Below are 24,297 nucleotides of genomic sequence, written 5' to 3'. Positions count from 1 at the left end.
GACCTCGTACCGGAGTGTTACTTTTCTCCAGATTTTGGCGATTTCTCCTTGCTGAGCTGCCCGGACGATCGCCGGGGTCGTCCCGCAGGAGGGCGAGAAGCGGCGAGTCGCGCACCGGTGTGTCCCGGATGGGCGGGATGCTCGTAAGGTCGTTCCATGCGCGTTGATCTGCTCAGCCGGGAGTATCCGCCAGAGGTGTACGGCGGTGCCGGAGTTCACATGGAGTACCTGGCGAGCCGGTTGCGCCGCCTGGCCGACGTCCGGGTGCGGTGCTTCGGCGCGCGGCGCGACGAGCCGGGGGTCTCCGCCTACCGGGTGCCCGCAGGGCTGGAGTCGGCCAACGCGGCGCTCCAGGTGCTGGGCGTCGACCTGGAGATGGCCGCCGCCTGCGAGGGCGCCGACGTGGTCCACTCCCACACCTGGTACGCCAATTTCGCGGGACATGTCGCCAAGCTCCTGTACGGCGTGCCGCACGTCGTCACCACGCACAGCCTCGAACCGCTGCGCCCGTGGAAGGCCGAGCAGCTCGGCGGCGGCTACACGATCTCCTCGTGGGCCGAGCGCACCGCCCTGGCCGCCGCCGACGCGGTGGTCGCCGTCTCGGACGGCATGCGGCGCGACGTGCTGGCCGCCTACCCGGAGATCCCGCCGGAGCGGGTCAGCGTGATCCACAACGGCATCGACACGGCCGAGTACGCCCCCGACCGGGACGACGCGGTGCTGAAGAAGCACGGCGTCGACCCCGCCAAGCCGTACGTCGTCTTCGTCGGCCGCATCACCCGGCAGAAGGGCCTGGTCCACCTCCTGCACGCGGCGCGGTCCCTCGACCCCGGCGCGCAGCTCGTGCTCTGCGCCGGCGCGCCCGACACGCCGGAGATCGCCGCCGAGGTCACCGGCCTGGTCCGCGACCTCGAACGTGAGCGCAAGGGCGTGGTGTGGATCTCCGAGATGCTGCCCAAGCCCGAGGTGATCCAGCTCCTGACGCACGCCACGGTGTTCGTGTGCCCGTCGGTGTACGAGCCCATGGGCATCGTCAACCTGGAGGCCATGGCCTGCGAGACGGCCGTCGTCGCCACGGCCACGGGCGGCATCCCCGAGGTGGTCGCCGACGCCGAGACCGGGCTGCTCGTGCCGATCGACCAGGGCGCCGACGGGGTGCCGCACGACCCGGAGCGCTTCGCCGCCGACTTCGCCGAGCGGGTCAACTCCCTGCTGGGCGACCCTGAGCGGGCGCGCCGGATGGGCGAGGCCGGGCGGGCGCGGGCGGTCGAGCACTTCTCGTGGGAGCGCATCGCCGAGCGCACCCTGGAGCTGTACGCGTCGGTCGCCGGGACGGCCCCCGGCGCGTGACGTGACGGCGCCCGGCCCCGCCGGGGTCCGGGCGCCGCCGCGGGCGTCAGCCCTGGGAGATGTGGTGGAGGATCACGTCGTGGACGTGATGCGCCTTGTTCTCGCCGCGGAAGTCCACCTCGTACGTGTGCGTCCCGACGTGGATGGCGATCGCCCCGGACGAGAAGAACCCGCCCGCGAACGACTTGTTGCTCACCACGCTCACCGCGGAGATCTTGCCGTAGGGGATGCTCGTGAGCGCCACCCGCTTGCCCACGAACGACTTGTCCTGCACGATCACGCGGCGGTCGGTGAGGCCGAGGAAGCCGGTGCCCGCCCCGATCGCGTCGTAGACGGCGACGATCCGCTCGCCGGGCAGGAGACCGCTCTCGATCTGCCTGAGCTGTTCTTTCCGATCATAGGGAATGTCAGCCATGCCCGGCCAACGAACGGGGACCGTCTCCTCGTTCCGTCCTCGCGGAGCTCTTCCGGCGCGGGTGTCAGCGCAGCGGCTCCAGGACCACGACCGGGATCGGGCGGTCGGTCTTCGTCTGGTACTCGTCGTAGTCCGGCCAGGTCCGGGTCATGACGGCCCACAGCTCGGGCTTCTCCTCCTCGATGGCGGTGTGCGCCCGGGCCTTGAACTTCTCGCCCATGACCTGCACCTCCACCTCGGGAGTGGCGTCGAGGTTCTTGTACCAGTCGGGGTGGTCGGGGTCGCCGCCCTTGGAGGCCACCACGACGTAGGCGTCTCCGTGCTTCTGGTAGATGAGCGGCGTCGTGTACGGGCGGCCGGTGCGTCGGCCCTTCGTGGTCAGGAGGAGGACGGTCGTGTTGTTCCAGTCGTGGCCTTCCGCGCCGTTGGTCTCCTGATAGCGCTGAACGTGTTCTTTCCCGAAAAGCATGAATCCGGACTACCCGCGCCACGGCTGATGTCACCGTCGGCCGCCAGGTCTGTACGAGGACTTGACCGGCGGCCGCCCCGCCTCACGGGCCCGCCGCACCGGCCTGCCTCACCCGCCTGCCTCACGGGCCCGCCTCGGAGAACTGCCTCACTGGGCCGCCTCGCAGGGCCGCCTCACAGGTAGGAGCGGGTGGCCGTGACCAGGTCGGGGACGGCGTCGCGGGTGTCGACGTAGAGGGCGGTGTCGGGGGTGCGCTCGCGCACGTCGCGGTCGCGGATGGCGAACACGGCCGGAGCGACGCCCGCGTCGCCGTAGCGGCCGGTGACCGCCGCGGAGATCGCCCGGCGCACGTCGGCGACCACGCCGCGGGTCGTGTGGCCGGGGCCGGAGGCGGCGAGGTAGCCCAGCAGGGCGGCGAAGCGCTGCTCGACCTCGGCGACGGCCTCCTGCCGGGTCGGCACGGGGCTGTCGAGCCAGAACACCTTGCCGGCGAGGAACGCCTCGTAGCTCACGCCGTCATGGTCGAGCGTGCGCGCCGTCTCGGCGAGCAGCGTGCCGAACTCGGCCAGGTCGGCGCTCGGCGGCAGGTCCGTCGTGACGAACAGGGGCACGATCAGCGAGTCGAGCATGTCTGTGATCCCTCCGTGAGGAGCCTCATCGTAGGGGGAGCCACCGACAATCCCCGGCGGCGACGCACCTTCACGTCAAGCCGCGCAGGGCCGGAGCCGCGTCAGAGCCCGGTCAGCGGTCGGTCCACTCGTCCTCCAGCGCGGAATGGACGATGGAGTCGCGCCAGCCGTCAGGCGTGGGCAGGTGGTGGCGGATGCGGCCCTCCTCGACCATGCCGGCCGTCAGCATCGCGAGCTGCGCGGGCAGGTTGTCGGGGGAGCGGGCGCCCCAGACGCGGTGCAGGCCGAGCCGCTTGAAGCCGAACGACAGCAGCAGCCGGATCAGGTCGGTGCCCATGCCCCGGCCCCACTGGTCGGGCCGCAGCCCGAGGCCGATCTCGGCGCTGTGCGGGAGGTCGGTCTCGACGTGCAGCCGGGCGACGCCGATCACCTCGTGGTGGTCGGCGTCCTCGACCGCGAACACGTACAGGCGGCGCGGCTCGGCCTCCGCCGCCTCCAGTGCCTCGTCGACGAGTGCCCTCACCTGCTCGAAGGTGAGGGCCCCGAACGGCATGAAGCGCGTGGCGGAGGGATCGCCGTAGATGGCGTGCAGTGCCGCCACGTCGGCCTCCGTGACGTCACGCAGGCACAAACGCGCACCGTTGCACTGCACGTGGCGCATGGAGAGAAGTTAACGCGAGTTTTGTGATCTCCACAAGCCCTTGTCAAGTGGCGAGTTGACTCCCGTAAGCTCGCGCGACAAGCTCCGCGATGGCGCCGTGCGCGCCGAGCGGCTCGGCGTGGCCGGCCTCGATCTCGGCGGCGGCCCGCTCCACCGTCCCCGGGGCCACCTCGTGGCCGATCAGGCACGGGGCGAGGGCCAGGCGCCCGGCCCCGGCGGCGCGCAGCCGCTGGGCGGCCATGGTCACGCCGGGCTCGCTGTCGAGCGACGCCGCCACGACCGGCAGCGTGAGCCGGGAGGCGAGCAGCACGGCCGTGGCCTGGACGGCCTGCACGGCCCGCGCGCCGCCGGCGGTCCCGAGGATGACCGCGTCGACGGGGCTGGAGACGTTGAGCAGACGCACCCGGTCGGCCCGGGCCAGGCCGCGCTCGGCCAGCCTGATGTGCAGCGCCTCGGCCAGCAGCGGGTGGGGGCCGAGCGCCTCGGCCACGACCGCGCCGGAGCCTCCGGCGGCCACGGCCTTGCCGATGTCGGCGAGGACGGCCGGGTCGTCCCAGGTCAGCAGCGGTACCACCACGGCGTCGCGGCCGGAGGGCAGGGAGTCTGCCAGGTCGGCGACCGTCGCCAGGCGCACCTCGATCTGCGGGTTGTCCACCCGCACCACCGCGGCGATCTCCGAGGCCACGCCGGAGGCGTCGCCCGGCGCGGCGAGCACGAGCACGGGGGCGTCCGATGGCAGGGACGTGGGCACCGGACGGCGGTGTCGACCGCCGCCGGGCCGGGGGGAACGTTCACGTACAGGCAGGCTCACAGGCGCGCAGTTTATGCCCAAAGGATGCCCGGTGTTTTGGGAATCGGCAGCGATTAAGTCACAACGTCCCGGTTCGTTCCCGTGCCCGGCGCGGCCGCCTTTCCCGCCCGTCCCGGCCGCCGCGGCCCCCGTGGTCGCGGCGGCCGGAACGGGACGAGGGGAGCGGGCTCAGCGGGCCGGCACGACGACCGACTGCGGGTTGCCCGGGGCGTACACGGTGATGCCCTGCGGCAGGGACTTGAGCTTCTCGATCTCGGCGCACGCCGGACAGGCGTCGTAGCCCTGCTGGCGGGCCCGGTTGGCCGCGGCCTCGGCCTTGGCCTGCTCCACCTTGGCCTGGGCCTCGGAGACGGCGGCGTCGGCCGCCAGCGACCGGTCGACGGCCTGCTGCACCTCCGGCGGGAGCGTCACCCTGGCCAGCGTGAACCGCAGCCCGGTCAGGAAGTCGCCGCCCAGCGTGCCGGGCAGCTCGCGGGCCAGCGAGGCGTTGACCGCGTTCTGCACCTGGACCAGGGAGGTGTTGCTGCTCCGCGGCTTGAGCCCGGTGCTCTCCAGCAGCGAGCACGACGGCACCAGCTCGCCGCACCGCATGGCGCCGACCTCCGAGCGCAGCGCGTTGTCGATGACGGGCCGCACCGCCTGGCCGAAGAAGGCGCTCCAGCCCTCGTCGCCGTCCCAGGGGTAGAGCGACGCGCCGTCCTGCGCGCGGAAGGTGCGGGTGCCGTACCTGTCGTCGAACGTCTTGAGCGTCCGATGGTCGAGGTTGAGCGTGAAGTACAGGGTGCCCTCGATGCCGAGATTCACGCCGTCGCTGCTGGGCACCTTCACGACGTCCACGCCGAGGGTGGTGGCCCGCTTGGGGTCGGCGGTGATCGTGTAGAAGCGTTGCTGGGCGGGGTAGCTGTGGACGGAGGACCACCAGCCGGTCCAGGTCAGGCCGGAGGCGGGGTCGATGACCTGGCGCACCTTGTTGTCGTCGAACGGGCCGCCGTCGCGGACCACGGCGACCTCGCCGCCGTCGGTGCGATCCAGCCCGGTGACGAGCCCGGCGAGTGCGGGGATCGCGATGATCGTGGCGATGACGAGCAGGACGGTTCTCACCGGGGACCTCCCGCGCGGGCGGCGGTGGCAGCCGCCGCCCGCGGTTTCGCGGCGGTTGGGGGAGTACGGGCCTGTCAGGGACAGGGACGTCAGGTGCGCTGGGCGAGGCCCTCGGGGCGGTGCAGGTCGAGGTCGCGGGTCTCCGGCGCGATGGCCAGGCCCACGGCCGTGATGGCCAGCGCGACGAGCACGTACACCGACACGGCGAGCGTCGTGCCGTACACGTCGAGCAGTTTGAGCGCGACGATCGGCGCGATCGCGCCGCCCACGATCCCGGCCACCTGGTAGCCCATGGAGGCCCCGCTGTAGCGCAGCCGGGTGCTGAACAACTCGGCGATGAACGCCGCCTGCGGGCCGTACATGGCGGCGTGGGTGATCAGCGCGACGACCGCGGCGAGCGCGATGAGCGGGAACGAGCGCGTGTCGAGCAGCGGGAAGAAGACGAACACCCAGATCGCCGCGCCGATGACCCCCGCCAGGTAGACCGGGCGCCGGCCGAGGCGGTCGGACAGGGCTCCGAAGAACGGGATCATCCCCAGTTGCAGGGCGGAGGCGATGAGGACGGCGTTCAGCCCGACGGAGCGCGGGAGGCCGAGCCGGCCGGTCACGTAGACGAGGATGTAGACGGTGAAGGTGTAGAAGGCCACGTCCACGCCGATGCGGGCGGTGAAGGCCGACAGCAGCGCCCGCGGGTGCGTGCGCAGCACCTCGACCAGCGGCATCCGAGCCGTCTGACCCTGCTGCTCCAGCTCGGCGAACAGCGGCGACTCCGTCACCTTCAGCCGCACCCAGAGCCCTACGGCCACGAGCACGCCCGACAGCAGGAACGGGATGCGCCAGCCCCACGACAGGAACGCCGCGTCCGACATCGTGGCCGACAGCAGCGTCAGCAGCGCCGTGGCCAGCACGAACCCGGCGGGCACGCCCACCTGGGGCCAGCTCGCGTTGAAGCCGCGGCGGCGGTCGTCGGCGTGCTCCAGCGACATGATGACCGCGCCGCCCCACTCGCCGCCCAGCCCGAACCCCTGGACGAACCGGAGCACGGCGAGGAGGACCGGGGCGGCGACGCCCACGGCGTGGTACCCGGGGAGCACGCCGATGAGGAACGTCGAGACGCCCATCAGGAGCAGGGTGACGACGAGGACCGTCTTGCGCCCGGCCCGGTCGCCGAAGTGGCCGAACACGATGCCGCCGAGCGGCCTGGCGATGAACGCCACGGCGTTGGTGGTCAGGGCGAGCAGGGTGGCGTTGAGGGGATCGAAGGTCGGGAAGAACAGCTTGCCGAAGACCAGCGTCGCCGCGGTCGTGTAGAGGAAGAAGTCGTACCACTCCAGTGACGTGCCGACCAGGCTGGCGACGATCACCCGCCGGGCCTGTGAGGTGGAGCCTGCCATCGCTTCGCTCCCCACGGATTTGAAGGGCTTTGTATCAACGTAAGGATCGTTGAACAATTCGACAAGGGGTTTGTTCCATGATTAATTGTCACCGTGGACGACGGGGTTGCTGATCTCGAACGGGACCGTTCGCGCCTGGGGCGCAGCAGCACGGCCGAGCGCGTGGCCGACATCCTGCGCGACCGCATCAGCGAGGGCTTCTTCGAGCCCGGCCAGCGCCTGTCGGAGGAGTCGATCTCCGAGGCGCTCGGCGTCTCGCGCAACACGCTGCGGGAGGCGTTCCGGCTGCTCAGCCACGAGCGGCTGCTGTACCACCGGCTCAACCGGGGGGTGTTCGTGCGGATCCTGTCGGCCGAGGACGTCGCCGACCTCTACCGCGTGCGCCGCGTCATCGAGGGCGCGGCGGTCCGGCGCGCACCCACCCCGATGGCGCTGCGGCTGATCAGGGAGGCCGTCGCCGACGCCGAGCGGGCCGCCGCGAGCGATGACTGGCGCGCCGTCGGCACCGCCAACATCCGCTTCCACCAGGCGCTCGTCACGCTCAACCAGAGTCCCAGGCTCGACGAGGCCATGTGCCAGCTCCTGGCCGAGCTGCGGCTCGTCTTCCACGTCATGAAGAACCCGCGCACCTTCCACGAGCCGTTCGTCGAGCGCAACCGCCGGCTGCTGGAGCTGCTGGAGTCCGGCCGGCCGGACGAGGCGGCGTCCTTCCTCGACGCCTACCTCGACCACGCCGAGCGGCTCCTCGTCGACGCCTACGAACCGGCCTACGAGCCCAACTCGTCCACGCCCACGAGCCCGGCCCACGGGCGCAACCGTTAGCGTGGCCGTGATGGACAGGATCTTCACACCCGGCGAGGCACGCGAGCTGCTCCCCGCGATCATCGAGGAGGCCGGCGCGCTCGTCGCCGCCCGCGCCGACATGACCGAGATCGCCCACGACCGGCGCACCTCCGGGTCGTCGGCCCTCGGCGGGATCCCCGAGCTCAAGGCGCTGGAGGCGCGCATCGAGGACATCATGAGCGGCTGGGCCGGCCGGGGCCTGGAGATCAAGGGCATCGCGCCGGTCCTGCTCGACTTCCCGGCCGTGCTCGACGGCGTGTCGGTACGGCTGTGCTGGATCGAGGGGGAGACGGCGCTCGGCTGGTACCACCGCACCGACCTCGGCTTCGCCGGGCGGCGGCCGCTGGCGTAGCGGCGTCCGCGGTCGTGGCCGAGCTGTGACCAACCGCAGTCCCCGTGCCGGTATCTAACCCGGTGAACGGAAGGAACACCGACATGGGGCACATTTCAGCATCCGCCGCATTACTGGCCGCGGCGGTCATCGGAGGGGCGGCACTGGCGCCGCCCCCCGCCCACGCCACCACCACCGCGACGACCGCCGGCACCGCCTCTCCGGCGGCGCGGGCGGCGTGGATCCCCTCCTGCGAGAACCCGAAGAGCGGCGACACCCGCGCCTGCGGCCACTGGCGGCTGCTCATGGGCGACGGCCGCACGCTCACCGTCCGCGACGCCGCCACCCACCGGACCAGCGCCAAGGGCCGGACGCTCTCCGGCGAGGGCCGGTTCGCGGTCAGCGGGGACGGCCGCGTCATCGCCTACGAGCGCGCCAGCGACCACCGCCTCGTCGTACGGCGGGCGAGCGGCGGCCCCGTCACGGAGCTGCCCCGGTCGCTCGTCCCCCGGGGGAGCGGCACCGACGACGTGTGGCTCGCCCTCTCGCCGGCCGGCGACCGGCTCCTGGTGAGCCACTCCGACGACCCGGTCCGCCTGCCCGGCAAGATCGTCACGGTCGCCACCGGGAAGGTCACCGAGCTGCCCGCCTCCGACGAGCTCCTCGGATTCAGCGGCGACGGCGACGAGGTGCTGGCCCGCCGCGACGCCGGCGACAACACCACCACGCTCGTCGCCCACCGGCTCGACGGCACCGTCGTCAAGCGGACGCCGCCGCAGGTGGTGGCCAACGCCAGCGTCCTCGCCCTGGCCGCCGACGGCAGGACCGTCGCGGTGCTGATCGACGGCGACACGGACCGGAAGCGGCCGCCGCGGCTGCGGATCTACGACCTGGAGAGCGGCGAGCTGCACGAGACGGTGAAGCTGGCGCTCAAGCCGTCCGCCTCGCCGTACCTGGCCCGCTGGACGGCCGACGGGCGGCTCGTCCTGACGGTGGCGGCCAGCGACGAGGGCAGGCCGGCGGTGGTACGGGTGCTCACCGCCGACCCCGAGACGGGCGCGGTCCGGCAGAACGACACGTACTCCATCGGCAAGAGCCGGTACGCCTTCTACGCGGCGGGAGAGTGACGGACATGAGCAACGGGAACGCCACGGGGCGCACGGCGCCCGAGAGCGGCAGGGGAACGCGCGCCACGGCGGGGGCCGCGGCGCTCGTCCTGGGACTGGCCGCCGTCCTGGCCGCGCCCGCGCAGGCCGCGCCCGCTAGCGCGCAGGCCGCGCCTGCGGCCGCTTGGGGGTCGCTGCGGGAGCCCCCGCACGCCCACCTGGCCCACGGGGAGGACAGCGTCCGGTACGTCTCGATCAAGAGCTGCCGGACGAAGGACGACGTCCCGCGGCCGTGCGGCGGGTGGCGCGTCGTGATGCACAGCGGCGCGCGAGGCACGCTGCCCGACGCCCAGACGACCGCGCGTGACGCCAGGGGCAAGCCGGTGGAGGGCGTCGCCGCGCCGGTCGCCGTCAGCGGCGACGGCCGGCGGATCGCGTACTTCACCAAGAGCGGCCGCCTCGCCGTCCGGACCCTCGGGGGCGGGGTCAGGCTGCTGGCGGAGAACGCGCTGCCGAAGGCCGGCCCGGCGGAGACGGCCCTCCAGCTCTCGGACGACGGCTCCAGGCTCGCCGTGTCCTTCACCACCGAGAAGCCACGGGACACCTTGATCTTCGACACCGAGACCGGTGATCGGATCGGCACGATCCCGGCGGCGTACGAGCTGAAGGGCTTCAGCGCCGACGGCGGCGAGGTGCTCGCCGGGACGGAGGACGACGAGGGGACGCAGGTCCTGCTCGCCTACAGCGACGCGGGGCAGGAACTGGCCCGCGTCACGCCGCCGCAGCTCGTCGCGTCGAACGGCCCGCAGGCGCTGTCCGGCGACGGGCGCACGGTGGCGGCCGTCGTGCGCGGCTCCAAGCAGCAGCTGGCGCTGTACGACATGGTGAACGACCAGGTGACGGCGCGGCTGAAGGTGAAGCTGCCCGCCGGGGATGCCGAGATGGTCGACTGGACGGGGCCGTCGCAGGTCACGGTGCACCTGATGCGGTACCACGACACCAAGCCGACGTCGGTGACGATCGCGCAGATCGACTCCGGCACCGGCAAGGTGACGATCAGGGACACGTACACGCTGCTGAAGGACACGTTCGTCTTCGCCGCCTGCGGCGGGTGACGAAGAGGGGCGGCGCGGTGGGGGAGGGGGGCATACGCTGCGGGCGTGAAGGTTCACTCCACCAAGGCGATGGCGGCGCGGGCGGTCGACCTGTGCGCGGTCCTGCTGTACGAGGGACCGCCCGGTGGACCGCCCGCGGGGATGCCCGCCGGGCCGGGTGCCGGGCCGTCCGCCGGGGCGGGTGCCGGGCCGTCCGTCGAGTCGGTGGCGGCGGTCCTGCGGGCCCATGGCGAGACGGTCGTCCCCGTCCACGGCGCCGGTCCCGTCCACGGCGCCGGTCCCGGGCCGGCCGGCGGGGACCTGCCGGTGGGCCGGGACGTGCCTGCCCAGCCGGTGAGTCCAGGGGTGGCGATGAGCCCGTACCTGGACGAGGACGACGTCGCCGCCATGCGGGAGGCGGCCGAGCGGCTGGTGGAGGTGCTCGCCGCGCCCGGCCCGGATGAGGCCGCCGGCCTGCTCAACCGGCTGCTGGCCGGCACCGCCCGGCCGCCCCGGCTCACCAGCCACGGCGGCACGAGCCCCTGGCATGTGCACGTGGACAGCCGCGACGACGCGCCGTGGGCGGAGTGGTTCCTGGCGTCGTCGGCGATGGCTCTGGCGGTCCTGCTGGCCGAGCACCAGAGGGTGCCCGGCGGGCTGTGCGCCTCACCCGGCTGCCGCCGGCCGTACCTGGACCTGGGGGGCGGCAGCCCGCGCCGCTACTGCAGCGCCCGTTGCGCCACCCGCGAACGCGTCGCCGCCCACCGCTCCCGCGCCTGACCACCCCGGTCCTCCGCTCCGGTCGGGGGACCGGAGGGGCGGGGCGTGCGGGACAGCAGCGCGTACCCGCCCACGGCCGCCAGCTGGAGCGCCGCCCCCACCAGCAGGGCCGTGCCCACGTCGTGCCCCACCAGTGGGCCCGCCACCGCGGACCCCGCCGCGAAAGATGTGATCTTGAGGCTGGCGCCCGTGGTGAAGATCTGGCTCCGCCGCTCCGCCGGCGCCTCGCGGTGCCGTACCGACAGCAGGGCCGTGAGCTGCGGCCCCTCCGCCACGCCCGCGAGCGCCGCGGCGAGCACCGCCACCCCGAACGCCCCCGTGAACGGTCCGGGCCGTGCCGCCGCCAGGTGCGGCGTGACGGCGGCGAGCGCGAGTGCCGCGCCGAGGAGCAGGGTCGCGCAGACCAGGATCGCGTCGGGGGAGGGCGACGTGCTCCGCCGCCGGGCCAGCAGGGCGTTGGTGGCCAGCGCGCCCCCGGCGGTCACGGCCAGCAGCAGCGCCCCGTACGCCGCCCCGCCCGCCAGCGCGCCACCGAGCAGCGGCGCCCCGACCACGAACATCGGCACGCCGGCGTAGGAGACCATCGAGGTCACGGTCGCCCGGCGGAGGGGCGCGTTCCGGCCGATCGCCGTGAAACCGGCGGCCAGCTCCCGCCGGATGCCCTCGGTCCGGACCCCGCGCTCCGGGCGGCCGGGCAGCCGGTACGCGATCGGGGCCGCCGCCACCATGAGCGCCAGCGACACCACCACCGCGCTCCGCCCGTCCCACGCGGCCGCGACCCCCGCCACCGCCGCCGGACCGGCCAGCCCCGCGGCGTTGTAGCTGATCGCGTCGAGCGCGCTGGCCCGCTCCAGGCGTCCCGCCGGGACCAGGAGGGGCAGCTGGGCGGTCCAGCCGCCGGTCAGGGCGGGCCCGAGCACGCCCGCGAGCACGGCCACCCCGATCAGCGCGGCGTCGGGCACGTGGCCCAGGCCGAGCAGCACGACCAGCAGGCCCCCGGTGTAGCCCAGCAGGCAGCCGGCGAGCATCCTGCCCGGGCGTAAGGCGCGGTCGAGCAGCACCCCGAGCAGGGGTCCGCCGATCGCGGCCGACGCGGTGAGCCCGGCCAGCAGCCACGATGCGACCACCGGCGACCCGGTCAGGGCGAGTCCGGCCACGAGCAGGGCGGGACCGGACATCTCGTCTCCGGTTCGGGCCGTGATCGCGCCGAACATGTAACGGGCTATCATCAAAGAGACGTTACAGCGTGGCCTATGGTGCCGGGAAGGGGGGCGGTCAGCCGTCCGTGTCGTGGACCCACCGTTCGGTGAAGAGGCGGGGGCGGCCGGGTGTGGCCGGCCCATGCCGGCCGACGACGGCAGCCGTCCCTTCCGGTGGATGCCCGGTGGACGTCCCGCGGGAGGGGCGAGTCGAATGGATGTTTGAAGATGGGCATACACTCGGCGGTATGAGGGGTGTTTTCCAGGCGTCCCTGCTGGGGCTGGACGAGGACGTCGCCGTCGGCCCGCTCGGCTCCACGGTGCGCCGGACGCGGCTCGACCACGGCGCGTGGATCGACGTGCGGCCGGGCTGGCTGTCGGGCGCGGACACGCTGTTCGAGCGGCTGGCGGAGTGCGTGCCATGGCGGGGCGAGCGGCGGCGGATGTACGACAAGGTGGTCGACGTCCCGCGGTTGCTGAAGTTCTACGACGAGGGCGAGCGGCTGCCCGACCCGGTGCTCGACGACGCCCTGCGCGAGCTCGACGCCCACTACGAGGAGGAGCTCGGCGAGCCGTTCCGCACGGCGGGCCTCTGCTACTACCGTGACGGCCGCGACAGCGTGGCCTGGCACGGCGACACCATCGGCAGAGGCGGCACCGAGGACACCATGGTCGCCATCATCTCGGTCGGCACCCCGCGGCCCCTGCTGCTGCGCCCGCGCGGCGGCGGCCACTCCATCCGCCACGACCTGGGCCACGGCGACCTCATCGTGATGGGCGGAAGCTGCCAGCGCACCTGGGAGCACGCCGTGCCGAAGACCACCCGGCCCACGGGACCGCGCATCAGCATCCAGTTCAGGCCGCGCGGGGTCCGCTGACCGGGCGTCTCCGGCGCTCGTGGGCTCAGATTTCGGTGGTGTGCGGGACCTGCCGGCTCAGCCGGTACGCGCGGGGCGGCAGGCCGTACTCCTGCCGGAACGCCCGGCTGAAGTGGAACGGGCTGACGAAGCCGGAGGCCGCCGCGACCTGGCCGACGTCCATGTCGGTGGCCTCCAGCAGCCGGGCCGCGTGCCGTACCCGGGCCTGCCGGACGGCCCGCATCGGCGGCGTGCCCGTCTCGGCCGTGAAGAGGTGGGCGAAGCGCGACGGCGACAGCGCGACGGCGCGCGCCAGCGAGGCGACCGAGTGCGGGGCGCCCGGCTCGGCGGCGATCAGCGCGAGCGCGCGGCCCACCCTGGGGTCGCCGCCCTTCCCGTCGCCGCTCTCCTCGCCGGGGTGGCGGGCGGAGGCGGTGGCCAGGACCAGCACCTCCTCGACCGCGCCGAGCACCAGCTCCCGCGCCGCCGCCGACCCCGCCACAGCCGCCCCGGCCGCCGCGACCCCGGCGTCCGTGCGTGGGGGCTCCGGCGCCGTGGAAGCGGCCACCGAGGCGGAGCCGGCCGGGGGAAGCCAGCGGGAGTCGCGCAACGCCCGCCGGAACGCCTGGTCGAGCCGCTCGTGCAGCGCCCCCGGCACTCCGGCCACCAAATGGCACCCCGCCGCCCGCGCGTACGGCCCCAGCCATCCCGGCCACGACGGGCGCGGCTGGAAGTGCGCCCACCAGAACCGCCATCGCTCCGCCCCCGGCGCCACCCGGTAGTGCTGCGCCGCGCCCGCCGCCAGCACCACCAGATCGCCCGGCCCGGCCATGAACGACGCGCCGGCCTGCTCCACCAGCCCCGCCCCCGCCTGCGTCCACATCACCAGCCAGCTCGGCGACCCGGCCGGCCGGCGGGTCGCGTATCCGGGCGCCCGGTCGAAGTGGCCCACGATGACCATCTCCGCGGCAGGAACGGATATGTCGTCAGCGGTCACGGGCATACCTTTCGACGGGCCGGGTTCCTAGCGTGAGAAGCATGACGCTCACCGCCTTCCACGACCAGCTCGCCGCCTTCCACGACCGTGGCTACGCCGTCGTGCCCGGGCTCCTCGCCCCGGCCGAGGCCGCCGAGCTGCGCGACACGTTCATGGAGCTGCACGCCGGTGGCCCCATACCGGGACATTTCCAGCCCCAGCCGCAGGAGCCCGGCCGGCCGTACGACATCCTGCGCGACTACCCGCGGGTCATGCACCCCCACCAGGTGAACGGCCTGGCCCTGCGCCGGCTCCTCGACCCGCGGATCGCGGCGATCCTGCGCGAGCTGCTGGGGGAGGAGCCGATAGCAGCCCAGAGCATGTTCTACTTCAAGCCGCCGGGCGCGCGCGGGCAGGCGCTGCACCAGGACAACTTCTACCTCCAGGTGGAGCCCGGCACCTGCGTGGCCGCCTGGATCGCCCTGGACCGCATCGACCGGGCGAACGGCGGCCTGGAGGTGGTGCCCGGCACGCACAAGATGGACCTGTTCTGCCCCGAGGAGGCCGACCTGGACGTGTCCTTCACCCGGGAGTACGTCCCGCCGCCGCCCGGCCTCGAACCCGTGCCGGTCGACATGGAGGCCGGTGACGTGCTCTTCTTCAACGGCAGCCTGGTCCACGGGTCAGGGCCGAACACCACGGCCGACCGGTTCAGGCGCAGCTTCATCTGCCACTACACCGGCCGCTCAGCCGAGCGGATCTCCGTCCACTACCCGACGCTGACCATGTCCGGCGAGCCCGTCACGCTGGAGCCGGCGGTCGGCGGCGGCCCCTGCGGCACGGACGTCACCGGTCCCCACTGACCAGCTCCCACTGACCGGCCTTCACCGGCCGGCTCCCACTGGCCGGCCGGGTCGCTGTCGACGGTCCGCGCCTCCGTCAGCCGCCGGAGATGTCCGACTCGGCGTCGTCGGGCACGACGCAGTCCCACGGGTCGTCCAGCCAGCCGTCCGGCAGCTGCACCTTGGTCCGCTCGCCCGACTTGCCGCGCGGGGTGTCGGTGTTGGGCGGCCACGGCTGGTCCTGCTCCAGCCTGGCCAGCCCGTCCCTGAGCTGGTCGAGCGATTCGGCCGTGGCCAGCTGCCGCCGCAGCTCGGCGCCGACCGTGAAGCCCTTGAGGTACCAGCCGACGTGCTTGCGGAAGTCGGCCACGGCGTAGCGCTCGAGGTCGAAGCACTCCACGAGAGCCTCGGCGTGGCGGGCCATCATGGCCGCCACCTCGCCTAGGCTCGGCCGTACTCGCTCCGGATGGCCGTCGAAGGCGTTCGCCAGGTCCCGGAACAGCCATGGCCGCCCCAGGCAGCCGCGCCCCACGACCACGCCGTCACATCCTGTCTCGGCCACCATGCGCAGCGCGTCGTCGGCGCACCAGATGTCGCCGTTGCCCAGCACCGGGATCTCGGGGACCGCCTCCTTCAGCCGGGCGATCGCCTCCCAGTCGGCCACGCCGCCGTAGTGCTGCCTGGCCGTGCGCGCGTGCAGCGCGATCGCCGCGACCCCCTCCTCGACCGCGATGCGGCCGGCGTCGAGGTACGTCAGGTGGTCGTCGTCGATGCCCTTGCGCATCTTCATCGTCACGGGCAGGTGCCCCGCGTTCGCGACGGCCGCGCGCAGGATGCGCCGCAGCAGGTTGCGCTTGTACGGCAGGGCCGACCCGCCGCCGCGCCGGGTGACCTTGGGCACCGGGCAGCCGAAGTTCAGGTCGACGTGGTCGGCCAGGTCCTCCTCGGCGATCATCTTGACCGCCCGGCCCACAGTGTCGGGGTCGACGCCGTACAACTGGAGGCTGCGCGGAGACTCCGACTCCGCGAACCTGATCATCCGAAGGGTCTTGGGGTTGCGCTCGACGAGCGCCCGCGTGGTGATCATCTCGCACACGAACAGCCCGGCGCCCTGCTCGCGGCAGAGCACCCGGAACGGCGCGTTCGTGATGCCCGCCATCGGCGCCAGCACGACGGGCGGCCACACTCCTATCGCCCCAATCTTCACCTGGACATTTGTAGCGCAGGTCGGACCATGACCGGTATTCACCGATAGGCTGGGAACCGGCATCTTCGCAGGGGAGGGGACGAATGCTCCTTCGCGTCCGCATCGCGCTGCCCGACCGCCCGGGGGCGCTCGCCGAGGTCACGCGGGTGCTCGGCGCGGCCGGGGCCGACATCACCCAGGTCACCGTCCTCGACAGGGGCGCGGGCCAGGCCGTCGACGACATCACCGTGTTCTGCCCCGAGGACACGCCCAAGGACGCCCTGCGCAAGAGCCTGGAGGGCATCGACGGCGTGACGGTCGAGGGCCTGTGGACCACCCGCGAGGCGCCCGGCACCTACCCCGAGCTGGAGATCCTCAAGTACATCACCACGGCCGGCGACCGGGCCCTGACCACCCTCGTCGACTCGCTGCCCGTGCTGTTCAGCGCCGACTGGGCGGCCACGGCCGCCGAGCACGGCGTCCTGTACGCGAGCTGGCGGGCGCCGCAGAAGGTGCCGCTGCCGGAGGTCGTGCCGCCCCGGCCGGCGGCCGCCACGCTGGAGGGCGGCCTGCACGTCATCCACGCCCCGCTGCCGCCGCTCGCGCTCACCCTCCTGCTCGCCCGCTCCGACGGGCCGGCGTTCCACCGCATCGAGGTCCACCGGCTCACCCGCATTCTGGAGATCTTCCTCAGCCTCCCCGCCACGGAGCGCAGCGTGGCCCGGCAGCTCCGCAAGTAGCCGCCCCGCCGCTCGCCGGAGCGTGTGGAGTGAGCATCCACTCGAAAAACCCGCTAGAGTAGTCGGGCAACGCGGAAGTGGCTCAGTGGTAGAGCATCACCTTGCCAAGGTGAGGGTCGCGGGTTCGAATCCCGTCTTCCGCTCGGAGTTCGCCTCGGTGGAGTGGCCGAGAGGCGAGGCAGCGGCCTGCAAAGCCGTCCACACGGGTTCAAATCCCGTCTCCACCTCCAAGGACGATTAGCTCAGCGGGAGAGCGCTTCCCTGACACGGAAGAGGTCACTGGTTCAATCCCAGTATCGTCCACCACGCTCCAAAGCATGACGAAGCCCCAGCTCACGGCCTCTGCCGAGAGTCTGGGGCTTCTTGTTGTCCTGGGTTGATCATTGTTGTCCTCAGCACCGGTGCTGAAGGAGCAGTCGTCGAATCCTGTATACCGATCAGTTTGATCGGACTTCCCAGGACGGCCGGAGGAGCTCGTCGTTGTACACGATGATGTCGGCGTGATCGGTCGGGCGGGCCGTCGCGAAGTAGAGCTGTTGGGATGGGATGTAGCGGTTACGCCAACACCGTTCGATGTCGGTGGTGCCGGCGGCGGATCCGGCCAGCGCGGTGCCTCGGATCTGGGCGCGACCCACCGTCCGCCCGAACGGGACGGACACGAAGATGCGCAGGTCCCATCGGTCGATCAGCTCCGGGCGCAGGAGGAAGACGCCGTCGAAGAGCAGCACGGCGTCTGCGGGAGCGGTCGTGACGGGCGGGGACAGTGGGGTGTCGGTGTCTATGTCATGGCCCTGCGCACGGAGAACGGCGGCGAGCTCGTCGGCCAGCGTGGTCTTGCCGGCCGCCGGCGGCCCGTCGATGGCGACCCGCAGCGGGTGTGTGGTCGTGACGGACTCCGTCGCCTCGGCCAGCCGACCCATGAGGTCGCCGCGGCTGCCTTGGTCCATTGCCGCTGCACCCTGCCCTGGCTCGGTTTCGTGCCCGACGACGTGACGGCGGCGCCACACGCGGCGGTGGCACGGGTGGCCGGACGGCTCGGGGTGGCCCCGACGCGTGACGGCCGGTTCAGGCGGGGGTGAGTGCTCGGGTGGAGGCGTCGAGGATGTCGCCCAGAGCCGCGCGGGCTCGGGTGAGGTCGGCTATGCGGGAGTCCAACTCGGCGTACTGGGCTCTGAGGTGGTCGAGTACGCAGGCCTGGAGCTCGGTGCCGTCACCGACGAAGCAGGGCATGAGCTCGCGGATGACCTTGGTAGGGAGGCCGGCGGCGAGCAGGGTGCGGATGCGGGCGACGATGGCGGGGGCCTCGGGATCGTAATGGCGGTGGCCGCCTTCGCTGCGGTGGGAGGTGAGCAGCCCCTGGGCCTCGTAGTAGCGGAGGAGACGTACGGCCACGTCCGTTTCGCGGGACAGCTCCCCGATCTTCATGTGACCCACCTCATACGGCAACGGCTTGAACCTATCATCGATGTCACATTCTAACGTTGGTCACATGACGACGACTTCCCCTGCACCAGCGCCCGTTTCGCTCTACGGATTCCTGACCCCCAAGCCCGGACACGCCGACGAGTTCAGAAAGCTCCTGATGGACCTCGTCGAGCCGTCCCGGGCGCACGAGGGCAGCCTTCAGTACCACCTCCACGAGCAGGAGGACGGCCGCTTCTTCCTCTATGAGGTCTGGCGTTCACAGGAGGACCTCGACCGGCACAACGCGACCCCGCTGCTGCGCGCCTTCATGGATGAACTGCCCGAGCACATCGAAGGGGCGCCCGAGGCCTACTTCGGCGCGATGTGGAGTCCCTATCCGGCCATCGTGACCTGACCGGGCGCCTCGGCTTCACCTCGATCGATATCGAAATCCTTATCGACAGATCGTCCATATCGCTATTGGACATCACGGTGCGACCTCTGGTCTGCTCTTCCCCGCACCAAGAACGGTGCGAAGAACAGAACGAGAACGGGGAGAGTTCGCATGCGGCAGGTCCACCACACCACCAGCAGACTCCGGACGAAGCTGGGGGCGTCCGTACTGGCGATCTCCACGGCGTTCGCCGGAGCCGCCTGGAGCGCGGGGCCGGCGACGGCCGATGCCCGGGTGGCGTTCACTCAGGCCACCACGCAGACCGGCGTCACGGGGGCGCGGGCCGGCTTCCGTAAGGAACTGCGCGCACTGGAGGCCTCCTACCAGGGGCGCATCGGTGCGTTCGCGCTCGACACGGGCACCGGCAAGACCATCGCCTACCGGGCGCACGAGCGATTCCCCAGCCGGTCCACCTTCAAGGCGTTCGTGTGCGGCGCGATCCTGACCAAGGCGCGCACGACCGACCCGGGCCTGCTGGAGCGGACCCTCCACTGGACGCAGGACGACGTGGTCGTCGACTCCCCGATCACCGGTCTGAAGGAGAACGTCGAGAACGGCATGACCGTGGAGCGGCTGTGCCACGCGGCCATCACCGCCAGCGACAACACCGCCGGGAACCTGCTGCTCAAGCAGATCGGCGGCCCCTCCGGGCTGACGCGGTACTACCGGTCCCTGGGCGACCCGATCGGGCGGCTGGACCGCTGGGAGCCGGAGCTCAACGACTGGAAGCCGGGCGAGAAGCGGGACACCATCCTGCCCGCCCTGATGGCACGCAACCTCCAGAAGATCACCCTGGGCGGCGCCCTGACCGCCCAGGACAAGGAGCGGCTGAACGGCTGGCTGCGCGCCAGCATCACCGGAACCAAGCGCATCCGCGCCGGGCTGCCCACGGACTGGACCGTCGGCGACAAGACCGGAGGCGGCGCCGGAGCGTACGCGCCCGGCAGCGACATCGCCGTCGTCTGGCCGACCTCCGGCGCGCCGCTGATCATCGCCGTCTACACCAACCGCACCGACCCGGGCGCCGTGATGGACAACAGCGTCATCGCCAGGACCGCGACCGTGCTGGCGCGCGCGCTGGGCAGGATGCCGTGACCGGAGACAGGCTGTCCGGGGCCGGCAGTCAGCGGGCCTGAGCGTCGTCGTCGAAGCTGGCGTAGTAGGAGGCGGCCATGTCGTCGCCACCGTGACCCTGGGCGCCGGCTCGGCGGAAGCGTTCGGCGCCCGCCGCGGCCACGTCCAGCCGGACCCCGGCCCCCTCGCCCGCCTGCACGATCAGGCGGGCGTCCTTCTCCGCGGTGGCGACCGCGAAGCTGGGCGAGCTCAGGTCGCCACCCAGGATGAGCGCGGCCTTGGCCCGCAGATAGCCCATGTCCAGCGGGCCGCCCTCGACCGCGTCCAGCAGGCCCTGCGGGTCCACGCCGAGGCCCTTGGCCAGGGCGAGCGCCTCGGCCGTGCCGTGCGTGACGGTGAGCACCCAGCTGTTGATCACCAGCTTGAGGCGGGTCGCGCTGGCCTCCGCGCCGTCCTCGCCGGTCCAGACCGTACGGCTGCCGACGGCGTCGAAGACGGGCGCCACCGCGTCACGCGACTCGGCGGGACCCGCCGCCAGCACCACGAGTTGTCCCGCCTCGGCGGGCTGCCTGGTGCCGAGCACCGGGGCGTCGAAGAAGACCAGCCCGTGCTCGCGGGCGAAGGCGGACAGCTCGCCGAGCGCCTCGATCCCCGCGGTCGTCGACTGCGCCCACGCCGCCCCGGGACGCAGGGACGGGGCGGCCTGGCGCATCGCGTCCAGCGTGGCGGCGCCGTCGTACAGCACGGTCACGACGACGTCGGCGCCCTCCACCGCCTCGGCCGGCGTGCCGGCGACGTACGCCCCGTCGGCGGCGAGCGGCTCGGCCTTGGCGCGCGTCCGGTTCCACACGCGGACGCGGTGACCCGCCCGGGCGAGGTTGCGGGCCATGGCGGCTCCCATGATTCCGGTACCGAGAACGCTCACGGTGATGGCGTCGGCCATGACGGTGCCCTCCTGTTGCCGGTGCGGCGGTCGTTCGACCGTATCCGATGGCGCGGACGATCACCGTGAGGGGCTGCCACCGGCCTCGTCCTGGTCCAGTGCCGGCCTTCCACCGATGTCATGGCGGGGACCGGAGCCCGGCCTGACCGGATGCGGCCGGCTGGGGCCGCCGGTGCGGGCCAGGCGCGGGTCCGCCGTCAGAGCTGGACGCGGACCGGGACCGTGCCGATCGTCACGCGATGGTCGGAACACGGTCCGTCGCAGGCCGTGCCCTCCCCCGGCGCGTCAGCGATGCGTAACGTTGCAGGCTCACCGCGCCCACTCGATCGGCGGCCGCGCCCGCGTGCTGCGCGGATCCGGTGCTCGTGTTCGTCGTGCTGTCCATGAGTACTCTCCCCTCGCCCGTTCGAACCGTTCGGACCGAGAGTCTCCGCTCTGTAACTCCAATGCCCTGGTAATAGAGGTATCGCCACTGGGACATAGGTGACGCTAGCCGTCACAAGTAAACGTACGAGTATCGGTCACTGTGACGCCTTCACGAACGGATCTCCGCCGCCTCCACGCCCGGGTCCGGCACTTCGCCGAACACACCACCGCATCCGCGCGAAGATCCACCCCCACCAACCACTCCGCTTGACACTCCGGGCAGACCGCCCGAGCCGCTGGCGTATCGCTATGCCCTCACAGGTCACAACGGTCCATTCTGAGCAAGCTCTCCCGCTCACACGAGCATGATCAGAAGCTCGTGTCGGAAACAGGCGCTTCGGGTAACCTCCCGGCCAAGGCGAACATGATCAAGGGGGTGAGCTCGGGGGTACCGCTGAGAGTTCGTCCGACCACAATCCGGCGCAAAGGGGTAGACGGGTACCTGCATCTGTCGCGTCGCGAGAACTTCTACACCTACAGGTCTGCCCATGATTTCAAGGCTCGCGCTGACGGCCCTGACCCTTCTGACGGCATGCGCACCTTCCCCGATGCCCACGAAGCCACGTGCGACGCCGGAGCCCGTGATCATTTCCTCGCGTTGGAAGCCGGTGTTCGACCGGCGATTCAGCAGGATAGGTGACATCGTGGCACCCGACGCGAAGGCGGCTTGGGTCGTCGGCTCATGGGATGCCGCGGAGGACGAACCCGTCTACGGCAGGATCGGCCGCTGGAGCGGCTCGCGTTGGCAGGTCGAGCGAATGGGGGAAGATCGGTTGTTCTGGACGATGGCCGCCTCCGCCCCCGACAACGTCTGGATGGCAGGCGGGGACGGCGCCGTCCGGCGATGGGACGGCGAGCAGTATCACGACAGCCGACCGGCCGGCCCGCACTACCAGGCACGGGACCTCGCCGTAGACGGCCGCCGTGCGGTGCTGATCTCCGGCACCGGAAACGCCACGGACCCCGATGCCGTCGTCTCCTGGGACGGCGAGCAGGTCACGAAGATGTTCGTCGGCCCCGGCTTCAGCGCGGTCGCCACCGGGCGGGGACACACCTGGATCGCCGGGGCGCAGACGGCCGGCGGGTGCCTGCCCGACCATCCCATGGTGTCGCACCGCGGACCGGGAAAGACGGAGTTCACCGCGGTCTCCGTCCCCGGCGACGGCTCTGTCGAGGCGCTGGCGTACGACAATCCAGCCAATGTGTGGGCCGTGGGCAGGACCGGTGACGCGTGCGGACACGACAATCGCCCGCTCATCCTGCACTGGGACGGACGTAGCTGGCAGAAGGCCACGCTGCCGGACTGGACGGGCAATCTGACCACCGTTGTCGCCTCCGGCCGTGAGGTGTGGGCCGCAGGGGTCGATGGGAAGACCAGGCCATGGCAAGTGATGATCCTGCACTTCGACGGGCGTCGGTGGACGCGGGAGTATGTGGTGGTGGGCAATGCCGAGGATGAGGACGTCGTCACCTCAGTGACCCTGGCCCGTATCCCCGGCGCCCGTGGGATGTGGCTGGCCGGGTCGCTGAACAGCGCCGTCGGATTCGTCTCCCGCAGTCAGTGAAGGCAGGCTCGCTCCCCCGACGCGGTCAGGCGCGACTTGGGCGCCGTTGACCAACGCGCCACCAGCGGTCAGGTAGAGGAGCGCGAGCTCTTCATCGCCGACGGCGATCGATGTCTGCCCCAGTGGCATTCGACGAAGTGCAGAGAAGCAGCTCAAGGTTGAGAAACAGGCACTAAGCGGGCGTGCATTCTCATCTCACATGCTCCGATCTCGGATGTGTACCCGTCGTTCGGTGTACGGGCGTTGCCGGCGAGCCCTGCGGGTCCGGCCGATCCCCGGCATCCCGCGCCCTTCGCGAGGTAACTCAACGATGGTGAGTTGATGATAGGTCAACCCCGAGAGGAACTCAACACTTGATGAGTTGTCCGCCCGTGTCGATCCGGCGCCGGTCCTGGCGACGCCGGTGCACGACGGCGACGTCGCGGACCTCGGAGAGCGGCTGCCGTGCCGCTGCCTCGCCCTAAGCCCCCGGCCCCGAGACCGGCTGGGGGAGGGGCAGGGCGGGGCCCGCGTGCGGGGTGAACAGGTGGCGGTCGAGGTGGTCGACCGCGTAGTCGATGGCGCCCATCACCACGCACTCGTCGCCCAGCGCCGACGCCCGTACCTCCGGCATGCGCAGGCATGCCCGCTCCAGGCGCTCGCGCAGCGGCCCCAGCAGCACGTCGGCCGAGCGGGAGAATCCGCCGCCGAGCACCACGACCTGCGGATCCAGCAGCAGCACCATGGCGGCCGTCCCCACCGCCAGGTCGTCCACGTACCGGCCGACGGCCGCCAGCGCCGCCGGGTCGCCGTCGCGTGCCGCCGCCAGCGTGAAGCCCGCCGCGTCCTCGCCGGGCGTGCCGGGTGGGACGACCTCGCAGGCGTTGAGGTGGTCGGGCGCGTCGTACCAGCGGGCCTCCGGCAGCATGACGATCTCGCCGGCGGCCGCGCCGAACCCCCGGTGCACCTTGCCGTCGATGATCAGCCCGGTGCCCATCCGCCGCCCCACGTGCAGGAACACCACGTCACGCGCCCCGCGGGCCGCGCCGCGCCGGGCCTCGGCGAGGGCTGCCAGGCGGCTGTCGTTCTCGACCAGCACCTCGCACGGGAACATGCGCGCCAGCTCACCCGCCAGGTCCAGGCCCGTCCAGGCCGGGATCGCCGCCGAGAACAGCACGCGGCCCTCGGGGGAGACGACGCCCGTGGTCCCGGCCGCCACCAGCCACAGGTCGGACGCGGTCCGGCCGCTGAGCGCCAGGCAGCCGGACACCGCGCGCTCGATCGCGGCCAGCCGCTCCTCCAGCGGGGCGTCGGGCCGTACGGGCTGGCGGGTCTCGGCGAGGATGTCGCCGTCCAGGTCGGAGAGCGCGGCCCGGATGTTGTGCCCGCCTATGTCCACCCCGACGAGGTGGCCGCAGTCGGCGCGGAAGCGGTAGCGGCGCGCCGGCCTGCCCATCGTGCCGGGGCTCGGCGGCACCTCCTCCACCCAGCCCAGCTGCGCCAGCTCGTCCACCACCTCCTTGGTGGACGGCCGGGACAGGCCCGTGCGCTCGGCCAGCGCCGACAGCGTGAGCGGCTCGCCGCCGCGCAGCGCCCTGATCGCGGTCAGCGCGTTGAGCTGCCTGAGCCGCGACAGGTCACCGCCGCGAACATCGGCCATCGCCGCTC

26 protein-coding genes and 3 tRNA genes are annotated in these 24,297 nt (G+C 72.3%); 15 read left to right on the top strand and 14 right to left on the bottom strand.

The window, feature by feature from the left end:
* The first annotated feature begins 156 nt into the window (after positions 1-156).
* Positions 157-1,350, top strand: coding sequence for a glycogen synthase (glgA, locus tag ACIBG4_RS17745; protein WP_310711066.1), 1,194 nt, complete (start codon positions 157-159; stop codon positions 1,348-1,350).
* A 46-nt stretch (positions 1,351-1,396) separates the two neighbouring features.
* Here glgA and ACIBG4_RS17740 read toward each other — a convergent pair whose 3' ends face one another.
* The 7 genes from ACIBG4_RS17740 to ACIBG4_RS17710 all read right to left on the bottom strand — a co-directional run bounded on the left by ACIBG4_RS17740 (position 1,397) and on the right by ACIBG4_RS17710 (position 6,830).
* Positions 1,397-1,765 carry a PH domain-containing protein gene (locus ACIBG4_RS17740; protein WP_310711065.1) on the bottom strand — a complete coding sequence of 123 codons (369 nt, stop codon included), beginning with the start codon at positions 1,763-1,765 and terminating at the stop codon, positions 1,397-1,399.
* A gap of 64 nt (positions 1,766-1,829) precedes the next feature.
* Positions 1,830-2,234 (bottom strand): nitroreductase family deazaflavin-dependent oxidoreductase, encoded by a 405-nt coding sequence (locus ACIBG4_RS17735; protein WP_310711064.1) that lies wholly within the window; start codon positions 2,232-2,234, stop codon positions 1,830-1,832.
* A 173-nt stretch (positions 2,235-2,407) separates the two neighbouring features.
* Entirely contained in the window at positions 2,408-2,863 is a 456-nt protein-coding gene (locus tag ACIBG4_RS17730) for a hypothetical protein (protein WP_310711063.1), read from the bottom strand.
* A 112-nt stretch (positions 2,864-2,975) separates the two neighbouring features.
* A complete protein-coding gene (locus ACIBG4_RS17725; RefSeq protein WP_310711062.1) occupies positions 2,976-3,524 on the bottom strand; it encodes a GNAT family protein in 549 nt (182 codons plus the stop codon).
* Between the two features lie 43 nt (positions 3,525-3,567).
* Complete coding sequence (locus ACIBG4_RS17720; RefSeq protein WP_310711061.1) at positions 3,568-4,275, bottom strand: hypothetical protein; 708 nt, start codon at positions 4,273-4,275, stop codon at positions 3,568-3,570.
* A 228-nt stretch (positions 4,276-4,503) separates the two neighbouring features.
* On the bottom strand, positions 4,504-5,436 hold the full coding sequence (locus ACIBG4_RS17715; RefSeq protein WP_310711060.1) for an SPFH domain-containing protein: 933 nt from the start codon (positions 5,434-5,436) through the stop codon (positions 4,504-4,506).
* A gap of 89 nt (positions 5,437-5,525) precedes the next feature.
* A complete protein-coding gene (locus ACIBG4_RS17710) occupies positions 5,526-6,830 on the bottom strand; it encodes an MFS transporter (RefSeq protein WP_397202659.1) in 1,305 nt (434 codons plus the stop codon).
* 84 nt (positions 6,831-6,914) lie between these two features.
* Between ACIBG4_RS17710 and ACIBG4_RS17705 the strand changes: the two genes are divergently transcribed.
* The 5 genes from ACIBG4_RS17705 to ACIBG4_RS17685 all read left to right on the top strand — a co-directional run bounded on the left by ACIBG4_RS17705 (position 6,915) and on the right by ACIBG4_RS17685 (position 10,984).
* On the top strand, positions 6,915-7,652 hold the full coding sequence (locus ACIBG4_RS17705; RefSeq protein WP_397202796.1) for a GntR family transcriptional regulator: 738 nt from the start codon (positions 6,915-6,917) through the stop codon (positions 7,650-7,652).
* A gap of 10 nt (positions 7,653-7,662) precedes the next feature.
* Positions 7,663-8,025, top strand: coding sequence for a DUF2203 domain-containing protein (locus ACIBG4_RS17700; protein WP_397202658.1), 363 nt, complete (start codon positions 7,663-7,665; stop codon positions 8,023-8,025).
* 83 nt (positions 8,026-8,108) lie between these two features.
* Positions 8,109-9,131 (top strand): hypothetical protein, encoded by a 1,023-nt coding sequence (locus tag ACIBG4_RS17695; protein WP_397202657.1) that lies wholly within the window; start codon positions 8,109-8,111, stop codon positions 9,129-9,131.
* Between the two features lie 5 nt (positions 9,132-9,136).
* A complete protein-coding gene (locus tag ACIBG4_RS17690) occupies positions 9,137-10,225 on the top strand; it encodes a hypothetical protein (RefSeq protein ID WP_397202656.1) in 1,089 nt (362 codons plus the stop codon).
* A 45-nt stretch (positions 10,226-10,270) separates the two neighbouring features.
* The gene (locus tag ACIBG4_RS17685; protein ID WP_397202655.1) at positions 10,271-10,984 is read left to right on the top strand and encodes a CGNR zinc finger domain-containing protein; all 714 of its coding nucleotides are present in this window, start codon (positions 10,271-10,273) and stop codon (positions 10,982-10,984) included.
* Here ACIBG4_RS17685 and ACIBG4_RS17680 read toward each other — a convergent pair.
* Positions 10,924-12,213 (bottom strand): MFS transporter, encoded by a 1,290-nt coding sequence (locus ACIBG4_RS17680; RefSeq protein ID WP_397202654.1) that lies wholly within the window; start codon positions 12,211-12,213, stop codon positions 10,924-10,926. The genes ACIBG4_RS17685 and ACIBG4_RS17680 overlap by 61 nt on opposite strands.
* A 218-nt stretch (positions 12,214-12,431) precedes the next feature.
* Here ACIBG4_RS17680 and ACIBG4_RS17675 point away from each other — a divergent pair, with 218 nt between their 5' ends.
* On the top strand, positions 12,432-13,061 hold the full coding sequence (locus ACIBG4_RS17675; RefSeq protein WP_397202653.1) for an alpha-ketoglutarate-dependent dioxygenase AlkB: 630 nt from the start codon (positions 12,432-12,434) through the stop codon (positions 13,059-13,061).
* A 25-nt stretch (positions 13,062-13,086) separates the two neighbouring features.
* Here the strand turns inward: ACIBG4_RS17675 and ACIBG4_RS17670 are convergent, their stop codons facing one another.
* A complete protein-coding gene (locus ACIBG4_RS17670) occupies positions 13,087-14,037 on the bottom strand; it encodes a helix-turn-helix domain-containing protein (RefSeq protein ID WP_397202652.1) in 951 nt (316 codons plus the stop codon).
* Between the two features lie 41 nt (positions 14,038-14,078).
* Between ACIBG4_RS17670 and ACIBG4_RS17665 the strand changes: the two genes are divergently transcribed.
* The gene (locus ACIBG4_RS17665; RefSeq protein ID WP_397202651.1) at positions 14,079-14,879 is read left to right on the top strand and encodes a phytanoyl-CoA dioxygenase family protein; all 801 of its coding nucleotides are present in this window, start codon (positions 14,079-14,081) and stop codon (positions 14,877-14,879) included.
* A gap of 76 nt (positions 14,880-14,955) precedes the next feature.
* Here the strand turns inward: ACIBG4_RS17665 and dusB are convergent, their stop codons facing one another.
* Positions 14,956-16,065, bottom strand: a complete 1,110-nt coding sequence (dusB, locus tag ACIBG4_RS17660; protein ID WP_397202650.1) for a tRNA dihydrouridine synthase DusB — start codon at positions 16,063-16,065, stop codon at positions 14,956-14,958.
* 83 nt (positions 16,066-16,148) lie between these two features.
* On the opposite strand from dusB, the gene ACIBG4_RS17655 reads away from it, so the two are divergent.
* From ACIBG4_RS17655 to ACIBG4_RS17640, 4 genes are all read left to right on the top strand, one after another.
* Positions 16,149-16,784 (top strand): ACT domain-containing protein, encoded by a 636-nt coding sequence (locus ACIBG4_RS17655; RefSeq protein WP_355449847.1) that lies wholly within the window; start codon positions 16,149-16,151, stop codon positions 16,782-16,784.
* Between the two features lie 71 nt (positions 16,785-16,855).
* Positions 16,856-16,927, top strand: a tRNA-Gly gene (locus ACIBG4_RS17650).
* 13 nt (positions 16,928-16,940) lie between these two features.
* A tRNA-Cys gene (locus tag ACIBG4_RS17645) sits at positions 16,941-17,014 on the top strand.
* A gap of 1 nt (position 17,015) precedes the next feature.
* A tRNA-Val gene (locus ACIBG4_RS17640) sits at positions 17,016-17,090 on the top strand.
* Positions 17,091-17,221: 131 nt separating this feature from the next.
* On the opposite strand, the gene ACIBG4_RS17635 is transcribed toward ACIBG4_RS17640, so the two are convergent.
* Positions 17,222-17,731 carry a hypothetical protein gene (locus ACIBG4_RS17635; protein WP_397202649.1) on the bottom strand — a complete coding sequence of 170 codons (510 nt, stop codon included), beginning with the start codon at positions 17,729-17,731 and terminating at the stop codon, positions 17,222-17,224.
* Positions 17,732-17,849: 118 nt separating this feature from the next.
* Complete coding sequence (locus ACIBG4_RS17630; RefSeq protein ID WP_397202648.1) at positions 17,850-18,209, bottom strand: MerR family transcriptional regulator; 360 nt, start codon at positions 18,207-18,209, stop codon at positions 17,850-17,852.
* Between the two features lie 64 nt (positions 18,210-18,273).
* Here ACIBG4_RS17630 and ACIBG4_RS17625 point away from each other — a divergent pair, with 64 nt between their 5' ends.
* Together ACIBG4_RS17625 and bla are read left to right on the top strand one after the other, a co-directional pair.
* A complete protein-coding gene (locus tag ACIBG4_RS17625) occupies positions 18,274-18,603 on the top strand; it encodes a putative quinol monooxygenase (protein WP_397202647.1) in 330 nt (109 codons plus the stop codon).
* 150 nt (positions 18,604-18,753) lie between these two features.
* A complete protein-coding gene (gene bla, locus ACIBG4_RS17620) occupies positions 18,754-19,737 on the top strand; it encodes a class A beta-lactamase (protein ID WP_397202646.1) in 984 nt (327 codons plus the stop codon).
* Positions 19,738-19,765: 28 nt separating this feature from the next.
* Here the strand turns inward: bla and ACIBG4_RS17615 are convergent, their stop codons facing one another.
* On the bottom strand, positions 19,766-20,659 hold the full coding sequence (locus ACIBG4_RS17615) for an NAD(P)-dependent oxidoreductase (RefSeq protein WP_397202645.1): 894 nt from the start codon (positions 20,657-20,659) through the stop codon (positions 19,766-19,768).
* Positions 20,660-21,729: 1,070 nt separating this feature from the next.
* Here ACIBG4_RS17615 and ACIBG4_RS17610 point away from each other — a divergent pair.
* The gene (locus ACIBG4_RS17610; protein WP_397202644.1) at positions 21,730-22,650 is read left to right on the top strand and encodes a hypothetical protein; all 921 of its coding nucleotides are present in this window, start codon (positions 21,730-21,732) and stop codon (positions 22,648-22,650) included.
* A gap of 460 nt (positions 22,651-23,110) precedes the next feature.
* Here ACIBG4_RS17610 and ACIBG4_RS17605 read toward each other — a convergent pair whose 3' ends face one another.
* Positions 23,111-24,289 (bottom strand): ROK family transcriptional regulator, encoded by a 1,179-nt coding sequence (locus ACIBG4_RS17605; RefSeq protein WP_310711042.1) that lies wholly within the window; start codon positions 24,287-24,289, stop codon positions 23,111-23,113.
* Between the last annotated feature and the right edge of the window lie 8 nt (positions 24,290-24,297).

The organism is Nonomuraea sp. NPDC050383 (assembly GCF_044459125.1).
Taxonomy (GTDB): domain Bacteria; phylum Actinomycetota; class Actinomycetes; order Streptosporangiales; family Streptosporangiaceae; genus Nonomuraea.
Note: the sequence above shows the minus strand (reverse complement) of the source record. Positions and strands in the feature narration are given on the sequence as shown.

What these genes read in the sequence shown, in the direction of transcription:
- bla (WP_397202646.1), top strand. Translation starts at nt 18,754, where the DNA reads ATGCGGCAGGTCCACCACACCACCAGCAGACTCCGGACGAAGCTGGGG.
- ACIBG4_RS17605 (WP_310711042.1), bottom strand. Translation starts at nt 24,289, where the DNA reads ATGGCCGATGTTCGCGGCGGTGACCTGTCGCGGCTCAGGCAGCTCAAC.
- ACIBG4_RS17615 (WP_397202645.1), bottom strand. Translation starts at nt 20,659, where the DNA reads ATGGCCGACGCCATCACCGTGAGCGTTCTCGGTACCGGAATCATGGGA.
- ACIBG4_RS17695 (WP_397202657.1), top strand. Translation starts at nt 8,109, where the DNA reads ATGGGGCACATTTCAGCATCCGCCGCATTACTGGCCGCGGCGGTCATC.
- ACIBG4_RS17680 (WP_397202654.1), bottom strand. Translation starts at nt 12,213, where the DNA reads ATGATAGCCCGTTACATGTTCGGCGCGATCACGGCCCGAACCGGAGAC.
- ACIBG4_RS17735 (WP_310711064.1), bottom strand. Translation starts at nt 2,234, where the DNA reads ATGCTTTTCGGGAAAGAACACGTTCAGCGCTATCAGGAGACCAACGGC.
- ACIBG4_RS17700 (WP_397202658.1), top strand. Translation starts at nt 7,663, where the DNA reads ATGGACAGGATCTTCACACCCGGCGAGGCACGCGAGCTGCTCCCCGCG.
- ACIBG4_RS17635 (WP_397202649.1), bottom strand. Translation starts at nt 17,731, where the DNA reads ATGGACCAAGGCAGCCGCGGCGACCTCATGGGTCGGCTGGCCGAGGCG.
- ACIBG4_RS17740 (WP_310711065.1), bottom strand. Translation starts at nt 1,765, where the DNA reads ATGGCTGACATTCCCTATGATCGGAAAGAACAGCTCAGGCAGATCGAG.
- glgA (WP_310711066.1), top strand. Translation starts at nt 157, where the DNA reads ATGCGCGTTGATCTGCTCAGCCGGGAGTATCCGCCAGAGGTGTACGGC.
- ACIBG4_RS17655 (WP_355449847.1), top strand. Translation starts at nt 16,149, where the DNA reads ATGCTCCTTCGCGTCCGCATCGCGCTGCCCGACCGCCCGGGGGCGCTC.
- ACIBG4_RS17630 (WP_397202648.1), bottom strand. Translation starts at nt 18,209, where the DNA reads ATGAAGATCGGGGAGCTGTCCCGCGAAACGGACGTGGCCGTACGTCTC.
- ACIBG4_RS17625 (WP_397202647.1), top strand. Translation starts at nt 18,274, where the DNA reads ATGACGACGACTTCCCCTGCACCAGCGCCCGTTTCGCTCTACGGATTC.
- ACIBG4_RS17710 (WP_397202659.1), bottom strand. Translation starts at nt 6,830, where the DNA reads ATGGCAGGCTCCACCTCACAGGCCCGGCGGGTGATCGTCGCCAGCCTG.
- ACIBG4_RS17690 (WP_397202656.1), top strand. Translation starts at nt 9,137, where the DNA reads ATGAGCAACGGGAACGCCACGGGGCGCACGGCGCCCGAGAGCGGCAGG.
- ACIBG4_RS17665 (WP_397202651.1), top strand. Translation starts at nt 14,079, where the DNA reads ATGACGCTCACCGCCTTCCACGACCAGCTCGCCGCCTTCCACGACCGT.
- ACIBG4_RS17675 (WP_397202653.1), top strand. Translation starts at nt 12,432, where the DNA reads ATGAGGGGTGTTTTCCAGGCGTCCCTGCTGGGGCTGGACGAGGACGTC.
- ACIBG4_RS17730 (WP_310711063.1), bottom strand. Translation starts at nt 2,863, where the DNA reads ATGCTCGACTCGCTGATCGTGCCCCTGTTCGTCACGACGGACCTGCCG.
- ACIBG4_RS17725 (WP_310711062.1), bottom strand. Translation starts at nt 3,524, where the DNA reads ATGCGCCACGTGCAGTGCAACGGTGCGCGTTTGTGCCTGCGTGACGTC.